Genomic DNA, 25,440 nt, shown 5'->3' with positions numbered 1-25,440 from the left:
ACCTCACTTCCTTGCTCTCACCGACTTCTAAGGTGGGAGTGTTACTACCAGTTAATGCGGGTAATGTCCACGTACCATTGTAACGTCCGAAAAGCGCATTCGTCAGTGACTTTTAGAAGAAACTCTTTACAGTCTCGTGAAGTAACCGTATTCATGTATTCTACCTTTGGAAAGATAAGCGACTGTGCTATAATGAACAGATTAAATCTTTTACTATATATTTGGAGGCATTATGCTAACTTTTGAAGAAAAATTATCGATTATCGAATCTTTCCCAGAGTTGGAAAGAAAGAACGTATCATTAAAACGTGTGAACTTTCACTTTGAAGAAAGCCGCTTAGACAAAAAGAACGTCGTTTATCATTTACATCCAAATGGTAATGGCTTTGTATACGCAGGCGGTATTAGCGGTTATAAAACAGATGATAAAGGCATGGTTAACATCCGTGAATTTTCAGCAGACGAATTACGCTCATTAATTGAAAAATCAATTGAACTTCTATCTCAAGAGCCAGAAGAAGTTGTAGCACAAGCTGCACCTACTAAAGAAGAAGAATGGCAGAATGAAGATGGACACATCCTTACTCTTATCCAAGAAGATGATATGTGGAATGTATATGCTGGCGTGAATTTAGATGGAACATTTAATTCTTATCCAGAAGCTGCAGAATACCTTGATGAAGAAGGTTTTTCACGCAAATAAAAACGAAAGATAAGTGATTGTACATGATGGTTATATACCTGATATCTTGTCTTTCATATTGTACATCATATAGAGAAGTACACCACTCATATGTAGTGTTGTACTTTTTTATTTGATAAGACTTCTACATAGCCTCATGTAATAAGAAACATATTTCCACCCCGCTTTCATACACAAGAATCAAATATGGTGGCAAAATTCGTACATACAAGGTGAATGTACGAAAGAAGAAATGGTACATTGTTTTTCACACTATGTGCACCGGTTCTATTCAAAAAAAGAATGAACGCATACAAAAAAGCCAAGACCTTTTTGAAAAAGGCGCTCGGCTGATTGGAGTTTCTATCTTTACTTAAGTAAAAATGCATCATACTTTCCTCAGAAGCTATGGCTCTTGTAGCTTTTTCCTAAAAGTTGTGCCGTCTACATGTTTAATCCAGTTTTTAATACCCAGTATTTATCCCCATTTTTTTCAAATGAAAATTCAATCCATCCGTTTGGATCCTCGCGATAAACATATACCGATTTGCCTAATGCTAATGTACTTTGGACGTTTGCTGTAACAGACTGACTTTTAATTTCTCCATCAAATGGATATGGCACCACGTAATAAGAAGTAGCTTGTTTCGCTTTTGCTGTCGCCCCTTGTTGATATGTTTTATATGGAATGTTATTTGAAAGTCCGTCAACATTTAATGTATTTTGATTTTTAGGTAATTTTGTTGCATATAAATAATCTTGCTTTTGGAAAGGTTTAATACGTTCCATAATTTTTGCGATTTTGGTAGACCATTCCTGATCTGTTGAATACATCACATTCATCCCTTGTAATGTAGGCCCATAATAATATGATCCATTTTCCTCTAAATATTTATCTCTTACATAATCGGCATTATAGGCAATGCTATCACCGAAAGTTGGTAAATATTTCGCATATTTAAACGGATCCCAATCATAAGCGCGCAAACCAAATAAATTATGTTTGCGATATGCGATTTCAGATTTACCATATCCAGATTCCAAAATAGCATGTGCCGCTAAATAAAGCGCGTTAACACCATACTTAGCCTGAGCTGCAACAAAGTCAGCTCCATGTCCAATTAATGGACTATCTGGTTGATACTTTTTAATATCGGCATCAATTTCTTTACCAGTAACATTTGAAGCATACGTTAAATCAAGATTTATGTATGAAGTAGCGGTAATTTTATTTTTAGGAATCCAAGTACCACTGTTATTGAAATAGTATGTTTCTCCATTAATAGAAGCGAATCCAGTTTGCATAACACCATTTGACTGTAAATAGTACCATGCACTTCCTTCCTGTAGCCAACCAGTTTTCATCGAGCCATTTGAATTTAAGTAGTACCACTGGTTACCTTCAAGAAGCCATCCTGTTTTCATAGCACCATTTGAGTTTAGATAGTACCAAGCGCTACCATCAGATACCCATCCTGTTTGCATGGCTCCACTAGAATTTAGGTAATACCACTGGTTACCTTCGAGAAGCCACCCTGTTTTCATAGCTCCATTTGAGCTTAAATAATACCAAGCTCCACTATCAAATACCCATCCTGTTTGCATAGCTCCACTAGAATTTAGGTAATACCAAGCGCTACCATCAAATACCCATCCTGTTTGCATAGCTCCGCTTGAATTTAAGAAATACCAAGTATCACTGTTTTGTAACCAACCTTTTGCTACAGTTCCATCTAGATTGAAGTAATACCATGTACCATTTTGTTGAATCCATCCAGATTGTTTTTTTGGGGGGACAGTGTTATTTGTTGTAGTTGCTGTATTGTAAGTTGGTACGGTTTCAGCTAGTCCTTTTATAGGAATAAAAAGTATACTAGATGCTAAGACAATTGATGCAGATTTTTTAAACATTTCTTAATACTTCTCCTTTTAGTAGTTTTTAGTTTCATATGAACCAAACTACTATTGTAACAAGAACCGAACAAAAAACAAGTAAAATATCATAAAAGTCTAATAATTACCGTTAAAATAACTCATATTAATATTTTTATATAATTGTTCGTGAAATGAACTTTCTTAAAGGAGAATACAAACTCATATACTAAAGTACACATTCAGTATTAAGCATGAAAATAAAAGAATTTGTAGAAAACACTGCACGTTCTTAAAAAAATTCTAGTGTAGTAAAACCTAAACGTTATGATAATAAAGCTATATGTAGTACAAAAAAGGATAGAGAAAGCATAAATATTTTCTGCTTTCTCTATCCTTTTTATAATATGCAACATTTTATAAATCTTCTCTTTAACAAAGAATTTCAAAAAATATCTTAACTTGTAATAAAACAAATTGAAAAGCTATTATTTTACTTTTTAGCACCCTTTAGTGATTCTCTCAACACAAACTTCTGCAATTTCCCGCTCGCATTACGAGGTAGCTCATCTGCAAATATATAGTGACGCGGACGTTTATAGTCAGCTAATTCATCACTTTCTTTGCAATACCTTTCTAAATCTTCTGCTGTAATATGTTCCTCTTTTTTGACCACTACCGCAACAACGCGTTCCCCCCACAACTCATCCGGTTCACCAAGTACAGCCACATCTAATATGCTAGGATGGCTATGCAAGAAGTCTTCAATTTCACGCGGATAGATATTCACTCCGCCACTAATCACCATATCGTCAACGCGATCTGCTACATATAGATAACCATCTTTGTCAAAATAACCGAGATCACCTGAATGGTACCACCCTTTATATATAGACTTTGCTGTCGCTTCCGCGCGATTATGATATCCTGCCATCATCGTTGGTCCACGTGAAATAATTTCTCCGACTTCATACGGCGGCAGTACATCATCTGGTTCTGCCGGTCCCTCTTCGTTCGGTTTTACAATTCGAATTTCGTGACTAAAACAAGGTGTTCCAGCTGAACCAGCTTTCGTAATTTGATCTTCCTCTACCAAGAATGCAATAACCGGACCCATCTCTGTCATTCCGTAAATTTGAACAAGATCAATATGCAAACGTTCTTTACATTCTTTTACAAGTGCCGGTGCCATCGCTGCTCCGCCGTATATCCCAATTTTCATCGATCTTAATTCATACTGTGACAAATCTTCTTGTAACATCATATTCCACATCGTTGGCGCACCAAAGAATGTCGTGATTTTTTCTTTTTCAATTGTATGTAATACCGTCTTTGTATCAAAATGGTGTAAAATAATATTTTTCCCGCCAACTTGAATCCTTGGTATAATACCAGCATTTAATTCACCGCAATGGTACATCGGTGCTACAGCAAGACCGGCGCTATCACGGTTATATTTTAAGAAATACGTACAAATCATACTATGTTCAGCCATTTCACGATGACGATGCAGAACCCCTTTTGGATGACCTGTTGTACCACTTGTATAAAGCATTGAGCAATAATCTGTTTCCTCAATAACAATATCCACCGGTTCAGATGACGCTGCATTTACTTTTTCATGATAAGAAGCAGCATATGAAGGTGCATGATCTTCTATGTACCAAAAAGAACTGTTTGGAAAATCTCGTTCAATCATCGCAACTGTTTGTTCAACAGCTTTTTCGAATACAACAACTTTTGAAGACGCATCTTGAAGAATGTAAGCTACTTCTTTTGCTTTTAAGCGGAAATTAATCGGATTGAAGATTGCGCCGATCTTAGCGCAAGCGAGGTAAACGTTTACAAATTCACGGCAGTTATATAAATAAACAGATACGGTATCTCCCTTTTTCACACCTTCTGCAAGCAAAGCATGCGCCGTTTTATTTACCTGTTCGTCCCATTCTTTATACGTCCAGCGAATATTCCTTTCTGGTTCTACTAACGCTTCTTTATTCGGATACTTGCCAACCGTTAAATCAAAAATCCTCCCAATCGTCATATACATGCCAAACTATACCCCCTTTTAACTTTCATAAATCTATCATTTCGTCTATAAGTTGACATTTCCTCTACATTTTTACCTTCTTTTTCTGATCATTCTCGACACTGTTTTACAAACATAGATTCATTTTGATTTTCTAGCATCCAAATCACAGCTTTGAAAAACAAAAGCAGATTTCCACTCATTTTCCACCTTTGTTTTTACTTGATATGGCGCTAAAAAAGGCACTGACCGCTTCTATGCATGGGCGGACGCTCTCTCCTACCCAAAAGAAATGGTTTTTATAAAAAAAAGACTGAAACCTAAAGCCTCGCAACATGCGAAACTTCAGGCCAGTCCCTTCTCTTAAGAAAATAGCTCTTTTAAAATTTCAAGCTTATCTTCTGTATATTTGATATAACCATCATTATATGATTTCGGATCTTTCGGGTTTGCGAAATGCGTAATTGCCCCTGTCTTTGGATGCACAAATTTACTTGATGCACCGCAACCAAGACCGATAATCGATTGTACTTCTTCCATAATCACGATATTATAAATGCTTTCTTGCGAAGGCATTGCGTAGCCAACATTTTCTAAGTTACCTAAAATGTTCTTTTGGCGGTATAAATAATATGGTACGTAATTATGATTCTTCGTCCACTCTTCTGCTTCATGCATCATCGCGGTAATTTCTTCGCGGCCTGCCACTTTATATTTACGCTTGTTTTGCGTCATTTCAGAAGCACGCTTAAATGATAATGTGTGAACTGTTAATGATTCTGGCATTAACTTTTCTGTCTCATCTAACGTATGTTTGAAAATTTCTAATCCTTCACCAGGAAGACCAATAATTAAATCCATATTAATATTGTTCATTCCCATTTGACGTGCCAGATGATACTTCTCAATCGTTTCTTCCACCGTATGATGGCGCCCGATTGCTTTTAACGTTTCTTGATGATACGACTGTGGATTAATACTAATGCGGTCAATATTCCACTTATTTAATACTTCTAGCTTTTCTGGCGTAATCGTATCTGGACGACCTGCCTCAACCGTTACTTCACGTACTTTTGTTACATCTGGGAATGATTGATACATTTCTTCATACAACATGTCCATCTCTTCTGCTGTAATACTTGTTGGCGTACCGCCGCCGTAATAAATCGTTGTAACTTTAACACCTTTTTCTTTTAGGAACTTACCAATTTCACGAACTTCATAATGCAAACCGCCTAAGAAAGAATCAACTGATCCTTGACGTCCATTAATCGCATACGCCGGGAATGTACAATATGCACATTTTGTCGGACAGAACGGAATACCGATATAAATACTTACCTCTTCTTTTAAACGATATAAATCTGGAACAACTGCTAATTGGCAATCAACAATGCGCTGCAGAAGTTCAATCTTTTCTTCATGAATTAAATAGCTTTCACGAAGTTCTTTATGCGCTTCTTCTTTTGACATACCATTTTGAAGCATCTTATGAAGAAGTTTCGTTGGTCGCACCCCTGTTAAAATTCCCCAGCTCTGTTCAATTCCAGTTAACTGCTGTAAAACAGAAAGATACACATAAGAAACGACATGCTTTACCTGTTTCATACGTTCTTTTTCTTCTGTAAAAGAAGATAAATCTTTTGAAAACGTTTCTTCATATATATCACCAGTCTGGGCGTCTGTTAAACGAGCTGAAGCTGTCACGTTTCCTTCTATCTGTATTTCAACAATAAGATTCGCATCTTCTTTCTCAAATCCTATCGTGCTTTCTTCAAAAAATAAGCCGCTAATATTTTGCAGCGGACGTAGAAAACGATCATCTTGTAACGTTTTTATTGAAATTAACAACACTTATCACCTTTTCATTTGTAAACTCTCTTTAGTTTACTTGAAGGGCGTGTACAGGTCAATACAGAAGCTTTTACCTCATTTTCCCGGAAAAGCCTCACAAAACTGTGGAATAAAGACACTAAAAAACGTAGCTTTTAAGCTACGTTTTTTAGAAACCCTATCACCGTTTATGAACCTGTGAATGATTTTTTAAAAATGGAATTGGAAATTGCTTTCGGAAATGTTCCTTAATCATATATTCCACTCCGTTTTCACCATTGGAACGCGTAATCCAGTCTGCTGCTTGCTTCACTGGAATAGGTGCATCCCCCATTGCCACTCCCAATCCAACACTCGCAATGACATCTAAATCTTCCAAACTATCTCCAATTGCCACCATTTCACTCAGTTCTACTCCAAGGTGTTCTCCTAATAATTGTAACCCTCTTAATTTTGATACATGCAGCGGAAGAATTTCTATCCTTCCCCCACCAGATTCTATATACTCCACATTTTCAAATGCTTTTTTCAATGTTTTGAGCGCACGGTCTTTTTCTCCTCTACTTGAAAACACAACATCAATTTTCGGAGCTGCAACAGGCTGATCGCGAAGTGCATCACCTAATGAATCCACAAATTGAACAGGATAAAATAGTGGTTCTGTGCTTGATAATACAGTACGGGCAATTAAATTCGGTGTATTGCGCTCACGGTTACCGATAGAAAAACGTTCATGTGAAATCCGGACATTACATTCAAAATGTTCCAGTACTTGCACAATATTAAACGTCTTTTCTTCTGATAATCGTTTTTGAACGAGCGGTTTATCTAATGAAGCAGAAATAAAAGCGCCGCTATGCGTAACTAATATGGAATCTAGTTTTAATGACTTCGCTATTTTATGAGCAGATTGAAAGTGCCTGCTTGTAAACAGCGTAACATACACACCTTTTCGCTTTACAAAATCAAGAGCTTCTCGTGTTCCTTTTGGTATCTTCCCATTTTTCTGCACGAGTGTCCCATCTATATTAAGAGCCAACAAGCGATAAATCATGTCGTATTCCCTCCTCTTAGCTGCTTTTACCCTATCCCTAATTTATGAAAGAAATTTATTAATTAGAACGAGTTAGAATCTCGCACACAAATTTGGTTTAATATATACGTATATCATTAGTAAAGGAGATACCGATATGAAAGCACCTCCTTCTTTTTATGAGGGCGATACATTAGAAGTTGCTAAAAAGCTACTTGGGCATAAGCTTGTACATATAGTCGATGGGATAAAGCGAAGTGGATTCATTGTAGAAGTCGAAGCATATAAAGGACCAGATGATAAAGCGGCACATAGCTATGGCGGAAGACGCACGGAGCGGACGGAAGTTATGTTTGGCGCACCAGGACATGCTTATGTATATCTTATTTATGGCATGTACCATTGTTTTAATGTCATCACGGCTCCAGTCGGCACCCCGCAAGGCGTTCTGATCCGGGCACTAGAACCCGTCGATGGAATAGAAGAAATGAAAATGGCGCGTTATGGTAAAACAGAGCTTACGAAAGCACAATACAAAAACTTAACAAATGGCCCTGGGAAACTATGCCGTGCACTTGGCATTACGTTAGAAGAACGCGGCTTATCACTGCAAGGTGATGAATTATATATTGAATTAGTCTCTAAAGAAGAACACTTATCTTCTCAATATGAGATTATGGCTGGACCCCGTATCAATATTGATTATGCAGAAGAAGCTGTTCATTATCCTTGGCGGTTTTATTTTGATAAACATCCATTTATTTCGAAGTAAAACGTATATATGATATAAGAGTGACTTTCAAATAAAAAATAAGCAAAAAACCTCCTTATACGTAAGGAGGTTTTTTGTCGCTTTTCACGCTATTGAGTCTACGGTATATAGGGTTTATAGACAACAAAATATAGGAGATCTTTAATGAATACAGCTTTTGGTTACACTTATCCAAGATTTCCACCAATCAAATTTTTAACAAACAATCAGATTCCACATATAACAAGTTTCTTTATATGATCTCACGAAACATAGTTATACTCTTAAATCTCATTTCTCATAACACAAAAAGGTTCTTCATGAAAAAGAATCTTTTCAAAATATCGCTTTCTTTTTTACTCCGCACCTTCTGCAGTCGCAATATCATTTTCAAGATTTTCTCTCGATAAATTCGCTGCCATAAAATCAGCTGTTTCTGGGAGTGCTAAATGCATATGTGCTTTTTGGCAAATTTGGATGGTACAGTTGTCTACAACAAAATCAAAAACATGTCCGCCCCCGCTCCGCTCATCATCAATATAATGCAAGTGGAAACCCGCTACCCCAATACCTTGCGCATAATCTGGTGTCCAAAATCCGGCCATTGTTCCTTTTGTATTTACGAAAGAAAAAATCGGCTGTGATTTTGTTACTTCAACAAGCGGTGTATATGGTTTTGCTTGACGCGGAACTGTTCTCGTTCTTACTTCACGAAATGTGCCGTCCATGCGAATACCATAAAATAAATTTTTACTTGGCATAAGTTCTTGTAATAAAGCTTCTACTTCTTCACGATTCATCGAACGTTCAATTTTATAGCTCATTTCTTTCTCAAAATGCGTTACAGTCGCAAACGGTGTTGTTTCTTCCGGCGCTACCATTTCTACTGAACCGTCGGAACGTAAATGATAAAACTCCCTATCAAAAGCAATCATTTCACCATCTAATTGATCGAATGTACCGATGCCAAAATCACCGTGTTCTTTTAACTGTTCAAAATTGATGATCCCATCATATATACCATCCAATAAAGCTAGCATTGTTGATGTTTGATATACTTCATTATTCATTTTCACTTTTTTGGCATCTATATCTAGTAACTGTGCCATACTCATGTTTTTCTACCCCTTTATCACTAATTTAATTGGTTCGGTAGTAATTTTTCACTCAATTTCATGTTATCACGGTAATCAATTGGAATATCTACAACTACAGGGCCTTCTGCTTTCAATGCTTCTTTTAACACATCTTCTAACTCTTCTGGCTGATTGACGCGAAGTCCAGTAGCACCGAAGCTTTCTGCATATTTTACAATATCAACATCACCAAATTCCGTTGCTGATGTTCTGCCGTATTTCATCATTTGTTGGAAGGCCACCATATCATATGTACCATCTCTCCAAACAAGGTGAACAATCGGAGCATTAAGACGTACCGCTGTTTCTAATTCCATTGCAGAGAATAAGAAACCGCCGTCTCCAGAAACAGAAACAACTTTCTTACCTGGTTCCACTAATGTCGCTGCAATTGCCCATGGAAGTGCAACACCTAACGTTTGCATACCGTTACTAAATAATAATCGGCGTGGTTCATATGAACGGAAACATCTCGCCATCCAAATGTAATGGGAACCGATGTCACATGCCACCGTTGTTTCATCATCAATTAAGGAACGAAGTGTACGAATGACTTGCAGTGGATGTGTAAGCCCTTCTGAATCGCGAACTGGTACTTCGGCTTGTTCTGATAATTTCGCACGTAATTGATCTAATATCGCTTCTGATTTCGTTGTTAAAATAAGTTTCGGTAATTGCTGCGCGATGCTATTTACAGTTAATGCAATATCACCAATTAATTCAGAACTTGGTTGATAGTCATGATCGATATCGGCTTGATGATCATCAAGATGAATAATTTCTCTATCACCTAACTTATTCCAAAACTTCGGATCATACTCAATTGGATCATACCCAATAGATAACACGAGATCCGCTTCTTCTAATAAAATATCACCTGGTTGATTGCGGAATAATCCAACGCGTCCAAAGAAATGATCTTCTAATTCACGTGAAATTGCTCCAGCTGCTTGATATGTTTCAACAACAGGCAATTGTGTATCAGCAATTAATTCACGAACTGCTTTTGTTACTTCATTTGTGCTCGCTCTCATACCAAGTAAAATAACTGGTAATTTTGCAGATTTAATTTGTTCTACAACTGCTGTAATTTTATGTGTGGGAGCGATACCAAGTTGCGGCTGAGAAAGCGTACCAATAGATGAAACAGACGTTTCAGCAGTCATCACATCTTGCGGAAGGCTCACAAGCGTTGCGCCCGGATGAGTAGAAGTTGCACTTCGGAATGCATTTGTCAGTGCTTCTGGTACATTATCAGGGTGTTCTACTTCTACGCTATATTTTGTGATTGGTTCGAATAGTGCAGCATTATCCATAGATTGATGCGTACGTTTTAAACGATCTGTACGCGGCACTGCACCCGCTAAAGCAACAACGGGATCACTCTCTGCCGTAGCAGTAACAAGACCTGTCGCTAAATTTGATGTTCCTGGTCCTGATGTAACGAGACATACACCTGGTTTTCCTGTTAATCTTCCAACTGCCGCTGCCATAAATGCTGCATTTTGTTCATGACGACAAACGATTAACTCTGGTCCACGTTCCTTTAACACATCAAACACAGAATCAATTTTTGCCCCTGGAATACCGAAAACATGCGTAACTCCTTGCTCTGTTAAACAATCGACAACAAGATCGGCTCCTTTTGTTTTAGTTTTCACGTTGCTTGCTTTTACATCTGTACTCAAACTAATCATTCCTTTATGTCAAAATCGTGTACAATAAAGCTAGTTATTATGTAATTTAACAAGATATATTACACCTAGTTAATTAACATGGTGTAATATATCTTGTTAATTATTATATTATAAATGTATTACTTTTCCAATAATATGAATTTGACATTATTTTGACAATACAAAATGAAAACCTTTACATTTTATTTATTATTTCAAACTACTAAAACACACGTACAAACTGCAATTATTATAGCTATACAAATACGAAAAAGAGCCTTCCATATAGAAGGCTCTTTTCTAAATTAACAACAGATGAAAAAGGTAAGTAGAAATTTCTATCACTACGATGTATAGAAATTTAAGAGATTAGAGTAACTCACTTACTCAAAATTTTCCTAACTTATATTTATCAATAATAACAAGGGTAACGTCAGTTCTTGTTACAAAGTTTATAAAAGCAGGAAAGATTCGGGTATCTAGTTTTCGTATTTTAAATTTATTTAGGGGTAAAATTGAAAATAGTAAAAGCACTAGATACCCAACACACTTGTAAACTCTATTCACACTTTGATAGAGAAGTAAAGATACGTCAAAACAGTTACTAAATCACTTAATTCAAGGTAGTAAATTAAGTAATTTAATTCTCGCGAGTGATTGTTTTGCCTTTAATTACATTATACTGTTAGGTTGCAACCATTTCACCGAAAACTCTTTTCGCGCGGGCGCAATGTTATTTCGCAACAATGAAGGGTAGCTGCGCAATTTCCGAAGTTAGCATTTATGTAATACAATTGTTTCGCCTCTCCAATGTATCATTTCTCTTTCTACATCAATTCTCCCTAAACAAAAAAACACTACCTAAATTATAGGCAGTGTTTGTAAAGGAGATATTAAGCTCCCTCTACTTAAGCTCTAACTTATTTTTCTTTCTGTTCCTCTTTTTTCTTCGAGCGCTTTCCTAACCAAAACACAAACGCTAGTAATAAGATTAGTAACAACACTCCTCCAATAATATAGTAAAGTGTATAATCTTTTTTCGCTTCTACTGCTCTGTCATTTAATTTTTTCGCTTCTTTCCCTTCGATCGTAAATTTCTTTGTCCATTCCCACTTTTGATCTCCGTCAGTTGCTTTCATTTCTAAGCGATATGTGCCTGGCTCTAATGCCTTATTATCCCAGCTAATTGCGTAATCGAAATTGGAATTCGGTGCCATACGTAAATTCTCTTTTTTTGTTTCATGCAGAACATCTTTTCCTTTTTCCGTATATACCTTTGCATCTACACTTAAATTCTTTAACATAGCTGGTTTGATATTTTGTAAATTCGCTGTTACTACGTTACGTGCATTTACTTGTCCTGGCTTTACGTCATTTAATTTCATATCAGGTTTTACAACGGTGTCTGTTTCTCTTAATACAACACCAATTGCATATGCATATTTATTTTCAATTTGTACCTCTTTAGACTTTTTCTTTTCTTTTTCATCTTCTTTTTCTTTAAAATACAATCCACCTAAAATAACCCCATCAAAAGATTCATTTGGTATTTCAATATTTACATTTAATGTTACTGTACTTTTAGCTGGGATTTTTGTCTCTTTTTGTACTTTGGCAATTTTGGAAAATGGGATTTTAAGAGTAGAGTCGAGTTGAGGGTCAATCATGCTATAATCAGTAATTCCGTTACTATTTGTAATAGCTGTATTTGCATGTGTTTCTACGACAACTTCTTTATCCGTATCATTTTTCATTTGCACTTGAAGCGTTTGTTTTTGCCCTGGCTCCACTCTTAAATCAAAATACGTCTGATTTTTATCCACCTGATTTTCTGGAATCACTGCTGTTACTGCAAATTTCATTTCTGCTGCATGTGCCTTCATGCCTGCAATATTAAAAAGAAATACAATAGTTAATAAGCTAACAAGTATTTTTTTCATAGACTTCATATTATGTTCCTCCTATATTTCATCATTTAATATACAAACGAAAGAGATAAAGATAGGAAACCTATCTTTATCTCTTTGTTCATTGTACCTACATAGGCAATATTACATAGGTGCGTCTTTTAATTCCCACGTTAGAGTTGTTTTATATTTATCTTGCTCTTTTTTCGTTTTACCTGGTACAGTTAGCTCTACGCTTTCTTTACCTTGAGTTGCGTCCTTACCAAAAGCGTTTGTCCATGTTCCCATACCTTGCTCTTCCCCAGCAGTTGTCACATCAGATGCTACACCTGGAGTTAATGCGATATTTTGTGCAGCTGTTGGAGCATCGCTTCCAGCTGCTGAATTTAATGTACCATTTTTTAATGTTAAAGCAGCACCTGTTAATTCAGCACCCTTTTCAGTTTTAAATTGACCATTTTGTGTTACTGACAATTTCCATCCTGCGTTTGTACCACGGTTATCTGTTACTTGTACAAAGTTTGGTACTTCTTTTTGTTCGCCCTTTTTATTTTGCACTGTATCTAATTTTGCATAGTATACTTCATTGTTACCAGATGCTTTTTGTGTTTCAAAGTTAAAGTTTGATACATAATCAATGCTTAATGGGCCGTTCGTTCCCTTATCATGAGTATCATCTGGATTCTCTGGATCAACCACTGGATCTACTACTTCAGTTGGGTCTGTTGGATTTGTTGGATCTACAGTAGTTGTATTTTTTTCAAATTTGATAAATGCGTTTGAATTTAGCGTTCCTCCATCTTTCTCTGCTGCGAAAGCTGATGTTCCTCCCGCTAATGTTGTTAATGATACTGCGCCTGCTAACGCTAATTTTGTTAATTTCATATTCTTTATCTCCTTTTTTATTTACTATTTCGTTTTATTTTAATTTGTTCTAGCTTATTGTGGTGTATCTTCTAAAGTCCAAGTTAATGATGCTTTATATTTCGCATCTTTTACTTTTGCAGTTGTACCTGGTACAGATAAGCTGATGCTGTTTGAACCTTCTTCAATATTTTGGCCATAAGCAGTTGTCCATGTTCCCATACCTTTACCAGCTGCAGCAGTTGCTACTTCTTGTGTAGAGCCATCTGGATTTAATGTTACCTCTTTTGCTTCTGGAGCATATTTTTTATCCGTTGCAGAGTTTACAAATGGATTGCTTAACTTCATTTCAGCACCTGTTAATTCTTCGTTACCTGCTTTAAATTGACCGTTTTGTTTTACAGTTAGTTTCCATCCTTTGTTCGTACCACGGTTATCTGTTACTTGTACGAAGTTTGGAACCTCTTTATTTCCGCCATCTTTACCTTTTACTATATCTAATTTTGCATAGTAAACTTTGTCACTACCAGAAATGTCATGCTTACCAAAGTGGAAGTTAGATACATAGTCAATACTTAATGGACCTTGTGTTCCATCTTCATGATTGTTATCATCTGGATTTTCTGGATCATCTGGGTTTTTGGGATCTTTTGGGTCTTTTGGATCATCTGGATTTCCAGGTGTTGTTACTTCTTCCTCTTCATCGATTGGGTTAATTGGTTTTGTAACTTCTTTATTTTCTGTAAAAGTTACATCCGTTAAAGAGTTCATTTTTCCAGCTTCTTCTGCGAATGCTGATGTTCCTCCTGCTAATGTTGTTAATGATACTGCACCTGCTAATGCTAATTTTGCTAATTTCATAACTTGCCTCCATTATTGTAAGTTTATTTATTAAATAGAAACATTGTTTCTATTTTCCCTATTATTGTTTCTAACTAGTATTACGAAAATACCTAAAGCTGCTAACACACTTCCTAACCCCACATATTGAATTGGGAAGGACGAATGCCCACCTGTTTTTGGTAACACCTTCTCATTCACCTGGTCATCAGATATTTGGTCTATTAAAATAGAACCATCTGGTATGATTGGATCGATGATTGTAGAAGGAATATAACTATTCGAAAAAGTAATTCCTGCTTTTGAACTCATCGTATCTGCCAATACAGTTTCATAACATGAGAAACTTGTTAACCATGCAAACATAAACACCATCAAGAATAAGCCTCTTTTTATCATCACATTCTCTCCCTTTTTAAAATTTATATCTAAATTGTTTTTAGATATTTCCTCTTAAATAGGAGCATCTGTTAATGTCCACTCTAACTCACCTTGATATTTTGTATTCACTTTCACATTTGGTCCTGGTGCTACTTGAAGTCGAACCCCTTCATCTTGCGCCCAGTTCACTACAAAGTCATTATCATCTTTGGAAGTATGTGAAAATGATTCTATATTATCCTTATTTAATGTATAGTCAGTACCATTTTTTGTGTAAATCATCGCTCCTACTAACTGATCATTCTCTTTAGACGTAAGTGGTTTTGTTTCTTTTACATATACATACCACTTTTGTTTATTTGCTCTTCCATCTGCTACTGTCACTTTTCCATTCACTGAAGTCGGATTGTAAGTCGTTAGCTTAGATTGAATAGTCAAATCCTTAAAAGAAATCGTTCTCGGAACATCTACTAACTTCAAAGTTCCCTCTATTACTTTTACTGGAACTTTTATTTTTGCTTCTACTCCTTGCGCAGTTCGAATTACAGCTGTAACAGAATAATCTCCAGGAATATCCGTTTTCGGAATATTTTCTAATTTAATCACAGATACCGGTTTGTCAATATCAGCATCTGTATCTACAGATAAGCCTGTTACAAATTTTGAAATATCCATTTTAGATAAATCTGTTCCAACTTTAACAGTTTGTGGAACTGCTTTTCCTGTAGGGGTACCTTTGTACTTTACTTTTGCGATGTCCTGGTTACTTAATTGTCCCTTTTTATCGCCATCTACATAGTTTTTGGCAGAAACGGGAATTTCGAGATATCCGTTTTTGTAGTACTTCATGAAATCCGAATTCTCTACAATCGCCCCAGTTACCTTAAGTCTATAAAACTTATCATTGAATTGATCTGTTCCAACTACATTTGATTTTGCTGTAGCAATAATTTTATTACCCATTATTGCTACATCGAAATATTTACTAACATCGTTATACTCTTCATCAGTTACCACTACATTTTTAATCTTGAAGCTTTTATCTACTTCACTTTCAATAGATAACGATTTTGCATAATATGATTTGGATGATTGAGAAGGTACATTTTGATAAATATGATAGTAAAATTCGCGAGAATCATTTTCAGTCGTTCCACCCTCAACATCTGGTGCTGGCATCTCAACTTTAGAAATTGCATCACGATCATATTTTAAATAACCTACTGTTCTTTCTAAATTTAAACGAACAGGTAGCTCAGCAATCTCATCATATATAATGGTCATATTTGTATTTAATTTTTCTCCACCAACAGTCCCAACAAAGTTACTTGTGTTATCGCTATTCTCTTGATATGCAATAGCAGTTGTATCGTACGTATATAGGTTAGTTAAGTAGTTTCCATCTGTTCGTAAGTCTATTGATTTATAACTATTTAATCTCTTAAAGTTCCACATCGAAGATACGGGAGTTGGTTTTCCAGTTTTATGATTTAGAAATTCATAAGAAATATTAGCACTAGAACCTTTAGCACCATGGTAATTAATCCTTAAAAAATTATCGGCAGCACCTCGTGTAGTCGGACGATATACATCTATATAACCACCATTAACAGATAAGATATTTATACGTAAATCCATCCATGCTCCATTGTATACCCCAACATTTTTTATAAGTACATAGGCACTTTTATTAGCATTACCATTGTGAAACCTATAATAAGCACTATAAGTGCCCGAAGTTCCCGAAACTTCATAACTTACGTCTGGACTCCATCTTAATTGAAAAGCATATTTCCCAGGAATCGAAGGACCTTCTCCTGTTCTTTCATTAATTACTTTCACACCTGGGTACTTAAGTATACTTTGATAAGATCCAACGGCATATTCTACCGGAGCAGTATCAACTTGACTTTCACTTTCTACTATTTCTGTATTCTTATCCTTTGCAACATTCGATTCTTCTTCCGCAGTCGTTATATGATTGGAATCTACAGGATTCTCCTCTGAGTTATTATCTAAATCTTGACTATTAACAGTCTTTTCATTCGATTTCTCATTTAATCCTTTACCATTAACAGCCTTTTCATCCACTTTATTTGACACTTCTTTGTTTGAAGTATCTTCTACATTTTCTTCAATGTTAGCTTTTTCTTTTACTTTGCTAGATACCTCTTCTTTTGGATGAACGTCTAACCTTTCAGTGTTGGTTTTCTTCCCAACCTCTTCCGGCTCTTTCTTCAATTTTGCTTTTTTCTCTTTTAAGGTGTTATCCAACTGCTTCGTTTCTTTCTGATCAAGAACCTTCTTATCATTTTCCAAAACATTAAGATTTACTGCTTTTGTCCTTAACTCATTTCCTTCACGCTGTACTTTTGCTACAAATGTAAAATCTCCTGGTTTATTTGCCTTAATTGATAAAACGGCTTTACCTAATTCCTTACTTTGTGAATCTCTTTGAATTTGAATGATTGAATGATCTACCAAACGAATAGATTCAATCGCTTTGTTGTTTTCATTCAATTTTTTTGTAGCTTCTTCATTGAAATTCACTCCATCAGGTAATCGCAATTCAACTTTTTCAGCTTGAGGACCGAAGTTTTCAACCTTTAATACGATATCCTCATCTACTTTTGCTTTATTCTTGTCAGCTTGTATAACAAAGGTTGATACCTCTTGATCTGTAACGGCATAAGCAGTAGTTGATACAACACCCAAAGGACTGATCTGAGTAAAAATAATACCGCTTACTAAACACAATTTACCAAGCTGCTTTACTCCTTTTCTCAAATTACTCCTCCTTTCTCTATTATTAAAAGGCACCTAAATTTTATGAGTTTGCCCCTACACGATTCTCTAACTTAACTATTATATTTCTTTGCATTCCCATCCCATTTAGATACCTTTTCTTTACACATCAATGCAACTTCTCAAATTTCTAGATCGCATTGACTCTATTCATAGATTAACCATTATTTTCAAATAACGAAACGAAAAAACAGAGTACCCTCACGCAAAATGTTTTGCGTTGCAACGCAAAACAACAATTCTCCTTACTTAAGTTACAAATAAAAAAAGATGTTCCCTTCTACTTTATTTAGAAAGGAACATCTTTTTTATTCATATAAACTATAAATTAAGAGAAGGAATAAGCCACAATTCTTTCGCTTTCTGCACTGCTTCCATACGAGAAGAAACTTTTAATTTGTGAAATATATCTGTTAGCTTATACTCTACAGACCGTTGACTTAAGTTCAAGATTTCAGCAAGCTCCTTATTCGTTTTTCCCTTACTAACCTCTAATAAAATCTTCTTTTCATCTTCATTTAAAGATATTGTATTTGCCACTTCTCCACCTTGATTTTTTATATTCGAAACACTTTCTTTTACTCTTAACTGTTGAATAAGTTGATACGGTAAAACAACTTCCTTTTTCACCGCATGCCGAATCGCATCTATAATTTGCTCTTCAGAATAAGTCTTACTTAATACGCCTAAGACTCCACTATCTATCAGTAAATTATAATGTGAGAACACATCATATCCAGTAAAAATAAGGATAGATGCCTCTGGGTGAATTTTTAGTATTTGCTTTGAAAGATCTAAACCATTTATATTAGGCATCTGTAAGTCAATTAAATAAACATCGTACTTTTTACTTTGGAGCACTTCCTCTACTTCTGTACTATCATGTAATACATCCACTTTTATGTCATCATATTGTTCAATTAACGCCTTTGTCCCCAAACCCACTGCAACATGATCATCTACTATCAGTACTGAAATCATACATTTCACCCTTTCACTACACTTCACACTTCCTAAAACTTGATAACTATATTTAAACCATTATTCAGTTTTGATTCCATTGTAATTTCTCCACCTAAACTTTGAATTCTCGTTACGATTCCTGATAAACCTAGCGTGTTATACGAATAATTAAATTGATCTAACTCTACGCCTATACCATTATCCACGTAAGTTAAATATAAATGGTGGTCTTTTTGAAATAATTTTATTGTTACATTTGAAGCTTTTGAATGCTTCAAGGCATTATTTAACAGTTCCTGGACAATCCGATAAATCGCTTGTTCATGTTCTACACTAGGAACAATGATATGTTCAGGAATGTCATAGTAAAAGAAAAAAGTTGCCTTTAGATTTATCTTCTTAAATAAATTCAACAATGCTTTCTGTAACCCTAATTCATATAAAAATGGTGGCCTTAAGTTATTGCATGTTTCACGAATTGTATAAATATGGTCTAATAATTCGTCCTGTATTTCATCAAGTACATTTTTCATCTCTTCATCTTGAATACGTTTATGATAAGACTCAAATTTTCTTGACAAGCGTATTTGGTCTTGCAAGACACCATCGTGTATATCGCTTGCTAAGTTCGCTCTCTCTTTTTCTGATAGCTTAAACAGAAGTTTTGATAACCACATTGGTGGCTGCTCTATATCTTTTACATCTTGTAACTGTTTTAATAAATCTTCAATTTGGTTTGAACATTCTAATAATAAATCCGTATAATTGCATAGCGTTTCAATCCAAACCATTTCATCAACATTTAAAGTATCTTTTCCATTATGATTGCATAATAAGATAATCATCTTCTCTGCCGAAGTAGAAAGAACGAATCCAAAATGATCCTCTAATTTTATAATAGAACCGACCTTATATGTTTCCAATTGAAAATCTAATACTTTTTCCAGTGTTTGTCGGGGAACGTATTTACTCTCAAGAACCTGAATGGATTTATCTTGTTTATTTATTTCCACACAACATGTCTCTTCCATTTTTAACACATCAGAAAATTCCCTTTGTATACTATAAATCAAATTTGACAATTTATATTCATGTTTCGCTTGATGTAAAAACCGATGTAAACTAAATTGATAATCTTTTTGATGATGATATAAACTTTTTCTTAACTTCAGATCTAAATAATCTTTTATAAATAAAAAGCAAATACAAGTAATGGTAGCAAGAATTCTAAATCTCACCCAGTCCGCTACATTTTCATCACTATTTTCAAAAATTACAATACCTAACACCGCACAGAACATATTAACCCCTACTGATAAAGCAATATAATAGGGAATACGCTGAATAATGAATTTAAAATCAAATAATTTCCCCGCAATCACTAAATAAAAGAGACAAACCGGAATAAATATGAAAAAAACACCTGTTGTTTCGCTACTTATAAATCCCTTTCCCTGAAATATATTCGGAATTAAATATAAACAGACAAATGGAATAACGGATACTACAAAGCTTATAATAATAATTTTTACAAATTTAAAATCATTACTATTTTTACTTTTCAAGTAAATCCTTAACAAAAGGTAACCTATAAACAAAAATAAAATACTACTTAAAGTGATTGTAAATGTAGTAGCAAATTCATTATATTCCATGTACACAACAATACTTGCTATAATAAGTAGCATAGATATAATATCTACCACTTTTCGTTTCTTCATCGTTAAAAATTGTGTTTGATTTGTTTTAAAATAAAACTTCATAAACCTAATGAAAAATTTAAATGAACTCACCAATGAAATTGATGCCATAACAAAAGAAAAAATATCCTTCCTTTGTGCCGCCATAATACTAATAAAGCTTATTCCAAGCGCAATTAAAAAATATAATAAACTTTTTGTACTATCATTCATCTCAGGAACAGATACAAAAAGATATAATGTCATGAAAAGACAGATTATATAAAATCCAGCTGGAATTAAAAGATGATAAAATAATTGCTTACTATACGGATTATATTGGATGTTATGTTCTATGATTGCTCCGTCCCGTTTTAATAATATTTGTTTCGCTTGCTCAATTGACTGATACGATTGCACTGTAAAATGTTCATCCGGTGATTTACCATCTATTTTTTCTATTACATCCCCTATTTTAAAATCTCGTTTTCCCGCCCAACTATATCGCACAATATCACTTATAACATATTGCTGTCCATCATACTTCACCTTTATGCCAATTTCAGGATATTCAATTATTAAATTGATGCAGTAACTACTAGCTATAAAAGAAAGTAGTATTACGAAAGATTGCAACTTGTATTTCAATACCTTTGCTAGCATGCTGCTAACCTCCTTTCCATCCATATGATTTTGGATCTATTCGCCTGCTAGTTAGTTTTCATTCCGTATACATTTATCAAACCACATAGATAAACTCTACCTCAAAGGAGAAGTAGAGTTACATAAACAATATAGCTAATGTAAAAGCAGGCTACCATACATTTAAGAGATTATATATGGTCTATCTTTCACATTCAAATAAACAGCCTGCTAACATTAATACAATATAACTTTCGTATGATTGAAACGATCAGTTAAATAAAACTCATTGTTTTTCTTATAAATTTCAATCTCATTAGTGAAAACCTTTATATTATTAATTAAAATCGTTGATTCATTCATATAAAAATCAACTACCGGTACTGATTCCTGACAAAAAATAGTATTCTCTATAATCATACGAAGTAATTTCTTCGATGCTATCTCTAACTTAAAGCGATGTAAATCTAAAGGTATTTCCATTCATTGCAACCTCTTTCCTTATCACAAACTCATAATAATCCTACAGGTTATAGAATCGTTAATATCTAAATTATAATTAAGATTTACAAACGTTTCTCCGAAGAATACTTGCGTTTCTGCGAACACACAACAAAACAAGCGCAAAAAAACATGCCCTCGTTCATGTACCTTCTGTTGTTTTATTTACTGTTTTTCCTTGATACTCATGAATTTTCTCACTTACTGTATGCAATAATTCTTGATGAATTTCCTCAAACAAACTTTGATATTTTTTATCCCATGTATATATAGGCGGTGTCATATTTAATAAATAAGCTCTTTTCTTCTTTAGTTCTTGAATTACTAAAAAACCTTTTTCTATTTCCTCCATATAACTCCCCCTTTGTATGTTATCGTTATATCTTCACCTTCTTGTTTCCTTCTGATGCACCTGTTCAATTATGAGTAACAAAAAATAACTTTGATCCATTTCATCTATTATGAAAGTAATAACCCTTTTACAGCGTATACATTTTATTTTCACTCTATTTCCTTTTTATTCTACTAGATGTAATTAATTCCTTTTATTAAATTATACTCACCATGTCAAAACACTTCACCGAAATTTATTTGCGTGTTGACGAAACGAATAACAAAAAACCCAAATTTCACCACAAGCATACATAAAAAAGACGCTTCCCATCTATCGTAGGAAACGCCTTTTACATTAAGCTTGATAAGCACTATATAATTCTTCAAGTGGCTTCATAATAATTTTGTTAATATCGCCGATTACAACGTTTAAGCGTTGCTCTGCTTCCATTAACTTTACGATTTTTGGATCTTGTTGAATAAGCGCTACAACTTCTTGTGCTTTTTGGTTATCTTCTTCTGTAATTTCTTGACCTTGCATCATTTTTTGTTGTAAGCCCATTTGCATTGTACGGAACTGGTCAAATAATTGTTTTGACGCTGCATCTCCTTGTACTTCTGCATAGCTAGCTTTTAAAGCTTGGAAATCTGTATTTTCTGCGATTGCGTTTTGTAATTCATATGCAACATCATGAATATTTTTTGTCATTGTATTTTTCCTCCTTTAGCGAGCTCGGTCTAATGTCCGCGCTCTTTGAGTACCTTTTGATACGCACCCTTTTACAATAACAAACTATTCACTATATGTGAAGAAATTTCACTTTATTTATGACTTTGTTAAACGATAATATTAATATTTCATCAAAAGAAAAAAACCGGCTTTGATCCTTTTAGTGATTCTTTGTTCAAATAATGCTATCCATTAGCTAGATAAAAATTTCTTTATGTCAATTTCTCTGTAGCCATCCGGTATTGCATCAATATATGTTATTTCTAGTGATGCCGCGTTATAACAACAAATAAAAATGGATTTATCTTGAGCTCCTATATACAGTGCAGAATCAGCTTCAATATTATCTATTTCATTTTGAATTCTTGAACCTACTTCATAATTTTCTCGATATAAACGCAATTGGGGATTAAGGCACTTACTAATAAAAATTAGCTCTTCTTGCTGTGTATTTAAATCAACAGTTATTGACAGACGATCAATTTCCCAGTGTATATCATCCTCATCGTTAAAAGGAGCATTCTCTACCCGAAACAATATTCCATTCTCATTAATTAAAATTACAAATTGGGTTATTTCCTCCCTCTGTTCGATAAAGGCTTCTTCCTTATCCCTGTAAATTCTTAATTCTTTACTCTTAATTAATTTTTTTAATGTATCATTTGAGATTTCTAAATAACCAAACCTCTTCACTTTAGAAAGCCCCCATTTCCCCTATTTTATCGCTTGTTCCTATCACCCTAATCTGCCACGTTAGTTTAACAAGAAAAGCAACAATATTCTTGAACAGAGCTTATTTATAAAGTGAAACTTTAACCACGGCTATATAAACCAAAAGAAGACCTCCACTCGCTTCGTCCTTTTGTTTTTACTTGGCATGGGACGAAAAAAGGCACTGACCGCTTCTATGCATGGCTAGATCCTCTCTCTCCTCTAAAAAAGAAAGGTTTTTCATTACGCGAGAAAAAGCAACAACACACCTTGAACCAATCCAATGGTCCCTCCTAATAACGCTCCTAAATAAGTAATCATCTTCAGCTCGCTTTTCGTAATGGATAACACAAGATCTTCTAATCTTTCTGTTGAGAATGTAGCTACTTCTTGTTGTACAATTTCAGCAAGACGTAAATTTTTCAAGATTTGTTCGGTATTGTGCCTACCCCATGCTACACCTTTTTTCACTACATTCGGAATCATTGTTTGTACAACCCGTTCCCGAACTGGCTCACACACTTTTTGAACAGATTGATTGAAAAAACCTCTTACGGTTTCCTCTATTTTAATTGTTGATAAGATTGATTTTACAACCGTTTCTTTCTCGATAAAGGACTCCAGTTCCTTCACTTCTCTTCCCTTTAATTTCTCCCACTCTTTTTGCAGGACATCACTTAAAAGCTGCTTCGTTCCTTCTTGTCCTAAAAACTTAATCACTTCTGGCTGCAGACGATCCACTAAACTTACATTCCCTAAAAACATACCTACTAAATTTAATAATGTACCTCGCGAAGCAAAGAAATCATCAATCATTTTGGCAAGCCGCTCTTTTCCCTCTTCGCTTTCAAAAAAGCTTATCCCTCTTTCCAAAATAAATGACGCTACATTCGGAATCATTTGCTCCACTTTTTCATGAACAGAATGAGGCAAAGCTTGTTCCCACGTATATGTATCATATTGTGATAAAAACGCATCAATTTTTTCCACAATCATACTTTCAATTTTTTTGATTGTTTCCCCTTCCACATGCTCCAAACTCCATTTTTCTAAAACCTCTCGCAGCGATTGCTCATTCACCAAAATTTTATCTATTTCTACTTGTGCCCACTGAATAAGCTCTTGCTGAAATTTTTCATCTGTTAATTTCTTTCCGATTCCTTCAGGCGTTAACAAATGATCTACAACCATTTTTCCTAATTGAACAGCAAGTTCATCACGACGTTTCGGAATTAACCCTGGTGTAAATGGCACACGAAACTTCCCAATATAAATCGGGCGATGCGGACGAAATAACATTTTTATTGCCAAATGGTTCGTATATCCACCAATTATTGCTCCTAATCCTGTTGTCGTTAACATATTTAACCACATATTCATTACACTACCAACCTTCCATTTCTCCAAGTATACACATATCTTACTACAACTTGTTACAAGGACAAGATAAAGTGAAACTTTAATCAGTGGGGGTTTTCTTCATCCCCCACTGATTATTAGCCCTCACCAATCGGGCCGTTACGGGCAGTTTATCTCCCACCTAACTTCTTTGCTTCGCCGAACTTTGAGGTGGGAGTATTACTGCCCTAAAGTAGCGGGATAAAACAAACCATCACCTATCTTTTACGATTTTCCACAGTTTATATTACCAACAGTCTTAATGCTTCATTCACAGCTACGACTAACAAAAAGAGGACTTCACTTGTGCTCTCTCTTTGTTTTCACTTGGCATGAGAGCACAGACCGCTCCTATCTATGGCCGAACTCTCTCACCTAAAAAAGAAAAGGTTTTCTGTACGTTTTTCAACCTGCCTGCTAAAACATTGATCATCCAAAAATAGAATATCGTTATACGGACAACAGTATAATGATATGGAAGCATATTTGCAATGTATTGAAGCCACTATCGCGCAACTTCACAATAGAAACAAAAAATAATGGAGTATTTCTCTCTTCTCTTTCTACATAATGGATAAAATAGAGCACTTGAGATTATACATGCTAATGAGAAAACAGCATGATTATTCATGGGCCAAAGAAGCTACCCATGGTCCATTACGGTTTAACCCATT

At 34.9% G+C, this 25,440-nt stretch carries 20 protein-coding genes; 2 read left to right on the top strand and 18 right to left on the bottom strand.

From position 1 onward, the window contains the following. Positions 1 to 232: 232 nt before the first annotated feature. The gene (locus tag AC1M36_RS10975) at positions 233 to 703 is read left to right on the top strand and encodes a hypothetical protein (RefSeq protein ID WP_336450762.1); all 471 of its coding nucleotides are present in this window, start codon (positions 233 to 235) and stop codon (positions 701 to 703) included. 423 nt (positions 704 to 1,126) lie between these two features. Here the strand turns inward: AC1M36_RS10975 and AC1M36_RS10970 are convergent, their stop codons facing one another. From AC1M36_RS10970 to AC1M36_RS10955, 4 genes are all read right to left on the bottom strand, one after another. Then, entirely contained in the window at positions 1,127 to 2,593 is a 1,467-nt protein-coding gene (locus AC1M36_RS10970) for a glucosaminidase domain-containing protein (protein ID WP_479845856.1), read from the bottom strand. Between the two features lie 454 nt (positions 2,594 to 3,047). Continuing rightward, on the bottom strand, positions 3,048 to 4,604 hold the full coding sequence (locus AC1M36_RS10965; protein WP_336450760.1) for a fatty acid--CoA ligase: 1,557 nt from the start codon (positions 4,602 to 4,604) through the stop codon (positions 3,048 to 3,050). 342 nt (positions 4,605 to 4,946) lie between these two features. Continuing rightward, positions 4,947 to 6,437, bottom strand: coding sequence for a coproporphyrinogen III oxidase (locus tag AC1M36_RS10960; RefSeq protein WP_336450759.1), 1,491 nt, complete (start codon positions 6,435 to 6,437; stop codon positions 4,947 to 4,949). Positions 6,438 to 6,597: 160 nt separating this feature from the next. Next, entirely contained in the window at positions 6,598 to 7,470 is an 873-nt protein-coding gene (locus tag AC1M36_RS10955; protein WP_336450758.1) for a Cof-type HAD-IIB family hydrolase, read from the bottom strand. Positions 7,471 to 7,606: 136 nt separating this feature from the next. Between AC1M36_RS10955 and AC1M36_RS10950 the strand changes: the two genes are divergently transcribed. Further along, entirely contained in the window at positions 7,607 to 8,221 is a 615-nt protein-coding gene (locus AC1M36_RS10950) for a DNA-3-methyladenine glycosylase (RefSeq protein ID WP_336450757.1), read from the top strand. A 335-nt stretch (positions 8,222 to 8,556) separates the two neighbouring features. Here AC1M36_RS10950 and budA read toward each other — a convergent pair whose 3' ends face one another. The 14 genes from budA to AC1M36_RS10880 form a co-directional block, all read right to left on the bottom strand. Next, the gene (gene budA, locus AC1M36_RS10945) at positions 8,557 to 9,315 is read right to left on the bottom strand and encodes an acetolactate decarboxylase (RefSeq protein WP_479845855.1); all 759 of its coding nucleotides are present in this window, start codon (positions 9,313 to 9,315) and stop codon (positions 8,557 to 8,559) included. Between the two features lie 20 nt (positions 9,316 to 9,335). After that, positions 9,336 to 11,024 carry an acetolactate synthase AlsS gene (gene alsS, locus AC1M36_RS10940; RefSeq protein ID WP_336450755.1) on the bottom strand — a complete coding sequence of 563 codons (1,689 nt, stop codon included), beginning with the start codon at positions 11,022 to 11,024 and terminating at the stop codon, positions 9,336 to 9,338. A gap of 908 nt (positions 11,025 to 11,932) precedes the next feature. Next, positions 11,933 to 12,961 carry a WxLIP family cell surface protein gene (locus AC1M36_RS10935; protein WP_336450754.1) on the bottom strand — a complete coding sequence of 343 codons (1,029 nt, stop codon included), beginning with the start codon at positions 12,959 to 12,961 and terminating at the stop codon, positions 11,933 to 11,935. 102 nt (positions 12,962 to 13,063) lie between these two features. Continuing rightward, positions 13,064 to 13,804 (bottom strand): WxL domain-containing protein, encoded by a 741-nt coding sequence (locus AC1M36_RS10930; protein WP_336450753.1) that lies wholly within the window; start codon positions 13,802 to 13,804, stop codon positions 13,064 to 13,066. Between the two features lie 54 nt (positions 13,805 to 13,858). Continuing rightward, positions 13,859 to 14,644 (bottom strand): WxL domain-containing protein, encoded by a 786-nt coding sequence (locus tag AC1M36_RS10925; protein ID WP_336450752.1) that lies wholly within the window; start codon positions 14,642 to 14,644, stop codon positions 13,859 to 13,861. Between the two features lie 30 nt (positions 14,645 to 14,674). Then, positions 14,675 to 15,022: an LPXTG cell wall anchor domain-containing protein gene (locus tag AC1M36_RS10920; protein WP_336450751.1), complete on the bottom strand. Its 348-nt coding sequence runs from the start codon at positions 15,020 to 15,022 to the stop codon at positions 14,675 to 14,677. A 54-nt stretch (positions 15,023 to 15,076) separates the two neighbouring features. Continuing rightward, the gene (locus tag AC1M36_RS10915) at positions 15,077 to 17,791 is read right to left on the bottom strand and encodes an adhesive domain-containing protein (protein WP_336450750.1); all 2,715 of its coding nucleotides are present in this window, start codon (positions 17,789 to 17,791) and stop codon (positions 15,077 to 15,079) included. Between the two features lie 339 nt (positions 17,792 to 18,130). Further along, a complete protein-coding gene (locus AC1M36_RS10910; RefSeq protein WP_336450749.1) occupies positions 18,131 to 18,790 on the bottom strand; it encodes a response regulator transcription factor in 660 nt (219 codons plus the stop codon). Between the two features lie 32 nt (positions 18,791 to 18,822). Then, the gene (locus AC1M36_RS10905; protein WP_479845854.1) at positions 18,823 to 21,114 is read right to left on the bottom strand and encodes an ATP-binding protein; all 2,292 of its coding nucleotides are present in this window, start codon (positions 21,112 to 21,114) and stop codon (positions 18,823 to 18,825) included. 216 nt (positions 21,115 to 21,330) lie between these two features. Further along, the gene (locus AC1M36_RS10900; RefSeq protein ID WP_336450747.1) at positions 21,331 to 21,576 is read right to left on the bottom strand and encodes a hypothetical protein; all 246 of its coding nucleotides are present in this window, start codon (positions 21,574 to 21,576) and stop codon (positions 21,331 to 21,333) included. Between the two features lie 160 nt (positions 21,577 to 21,736). After that, positions 21,737 to 21,946, bottom strand: a complete 210-nt coding sequence (locus tag AC1M36_RS10895; RefSeq protein WP_336450746.1) for a carbonic anhydrase — start codon at positions 21,944 to 21,946, stop codon at positions 21,737 to 21,739. A 336-nt stretch (positions 21,947 to 22,282) separates the two neighbouring features. Then, a complete protein-coding gene (locus tag AC1M36_RS10890; RefSeq protein ID WP_336450745.1) occupies positions 22,283 to 22,636 on the bottom strand; it encodes a YlbF/YmcA family competence regulator in 354 nt (117 codons plus the stop codon). A gap of 213 nt (positions 22,637 to 22,849) precedes the next feature. Then, a complete protein-coding gene (locus tag AC1M36_RS10885; protein WP_336450744.1) occupies positions 22,850 to 23,350 on the bottom strand; it encodes a hypothetical protein in 501 nt (166 codons plus the stop codon). Positions 23,351 to 23,611: 261 nt separating this feature from the next. Beyond that, positions 23,612 to 24,748 carry a DUF445 domain-containing protein gene (locus AC1M36_RS10880; RefSeq protein WP_479845853.1) on the bottom strand — a complete coding sequence of 379 codons (1,137 nt, stop codon included), beginning with the start codon at positions 24,746 to 24,748 and terminating at the stop codon, positions 23,612 to 23,614. Positions 24,749 to 25,440: the final 692 nt, after the last annotated feature.

It is taken from the genome of Bacillus sp. Medicinal_06, assembly GCF_056711665.1.
Note: the sequence above shows the minus strand (reverse complement) of the source record. Positions and strands in the feature narration are given on the sequence as shown.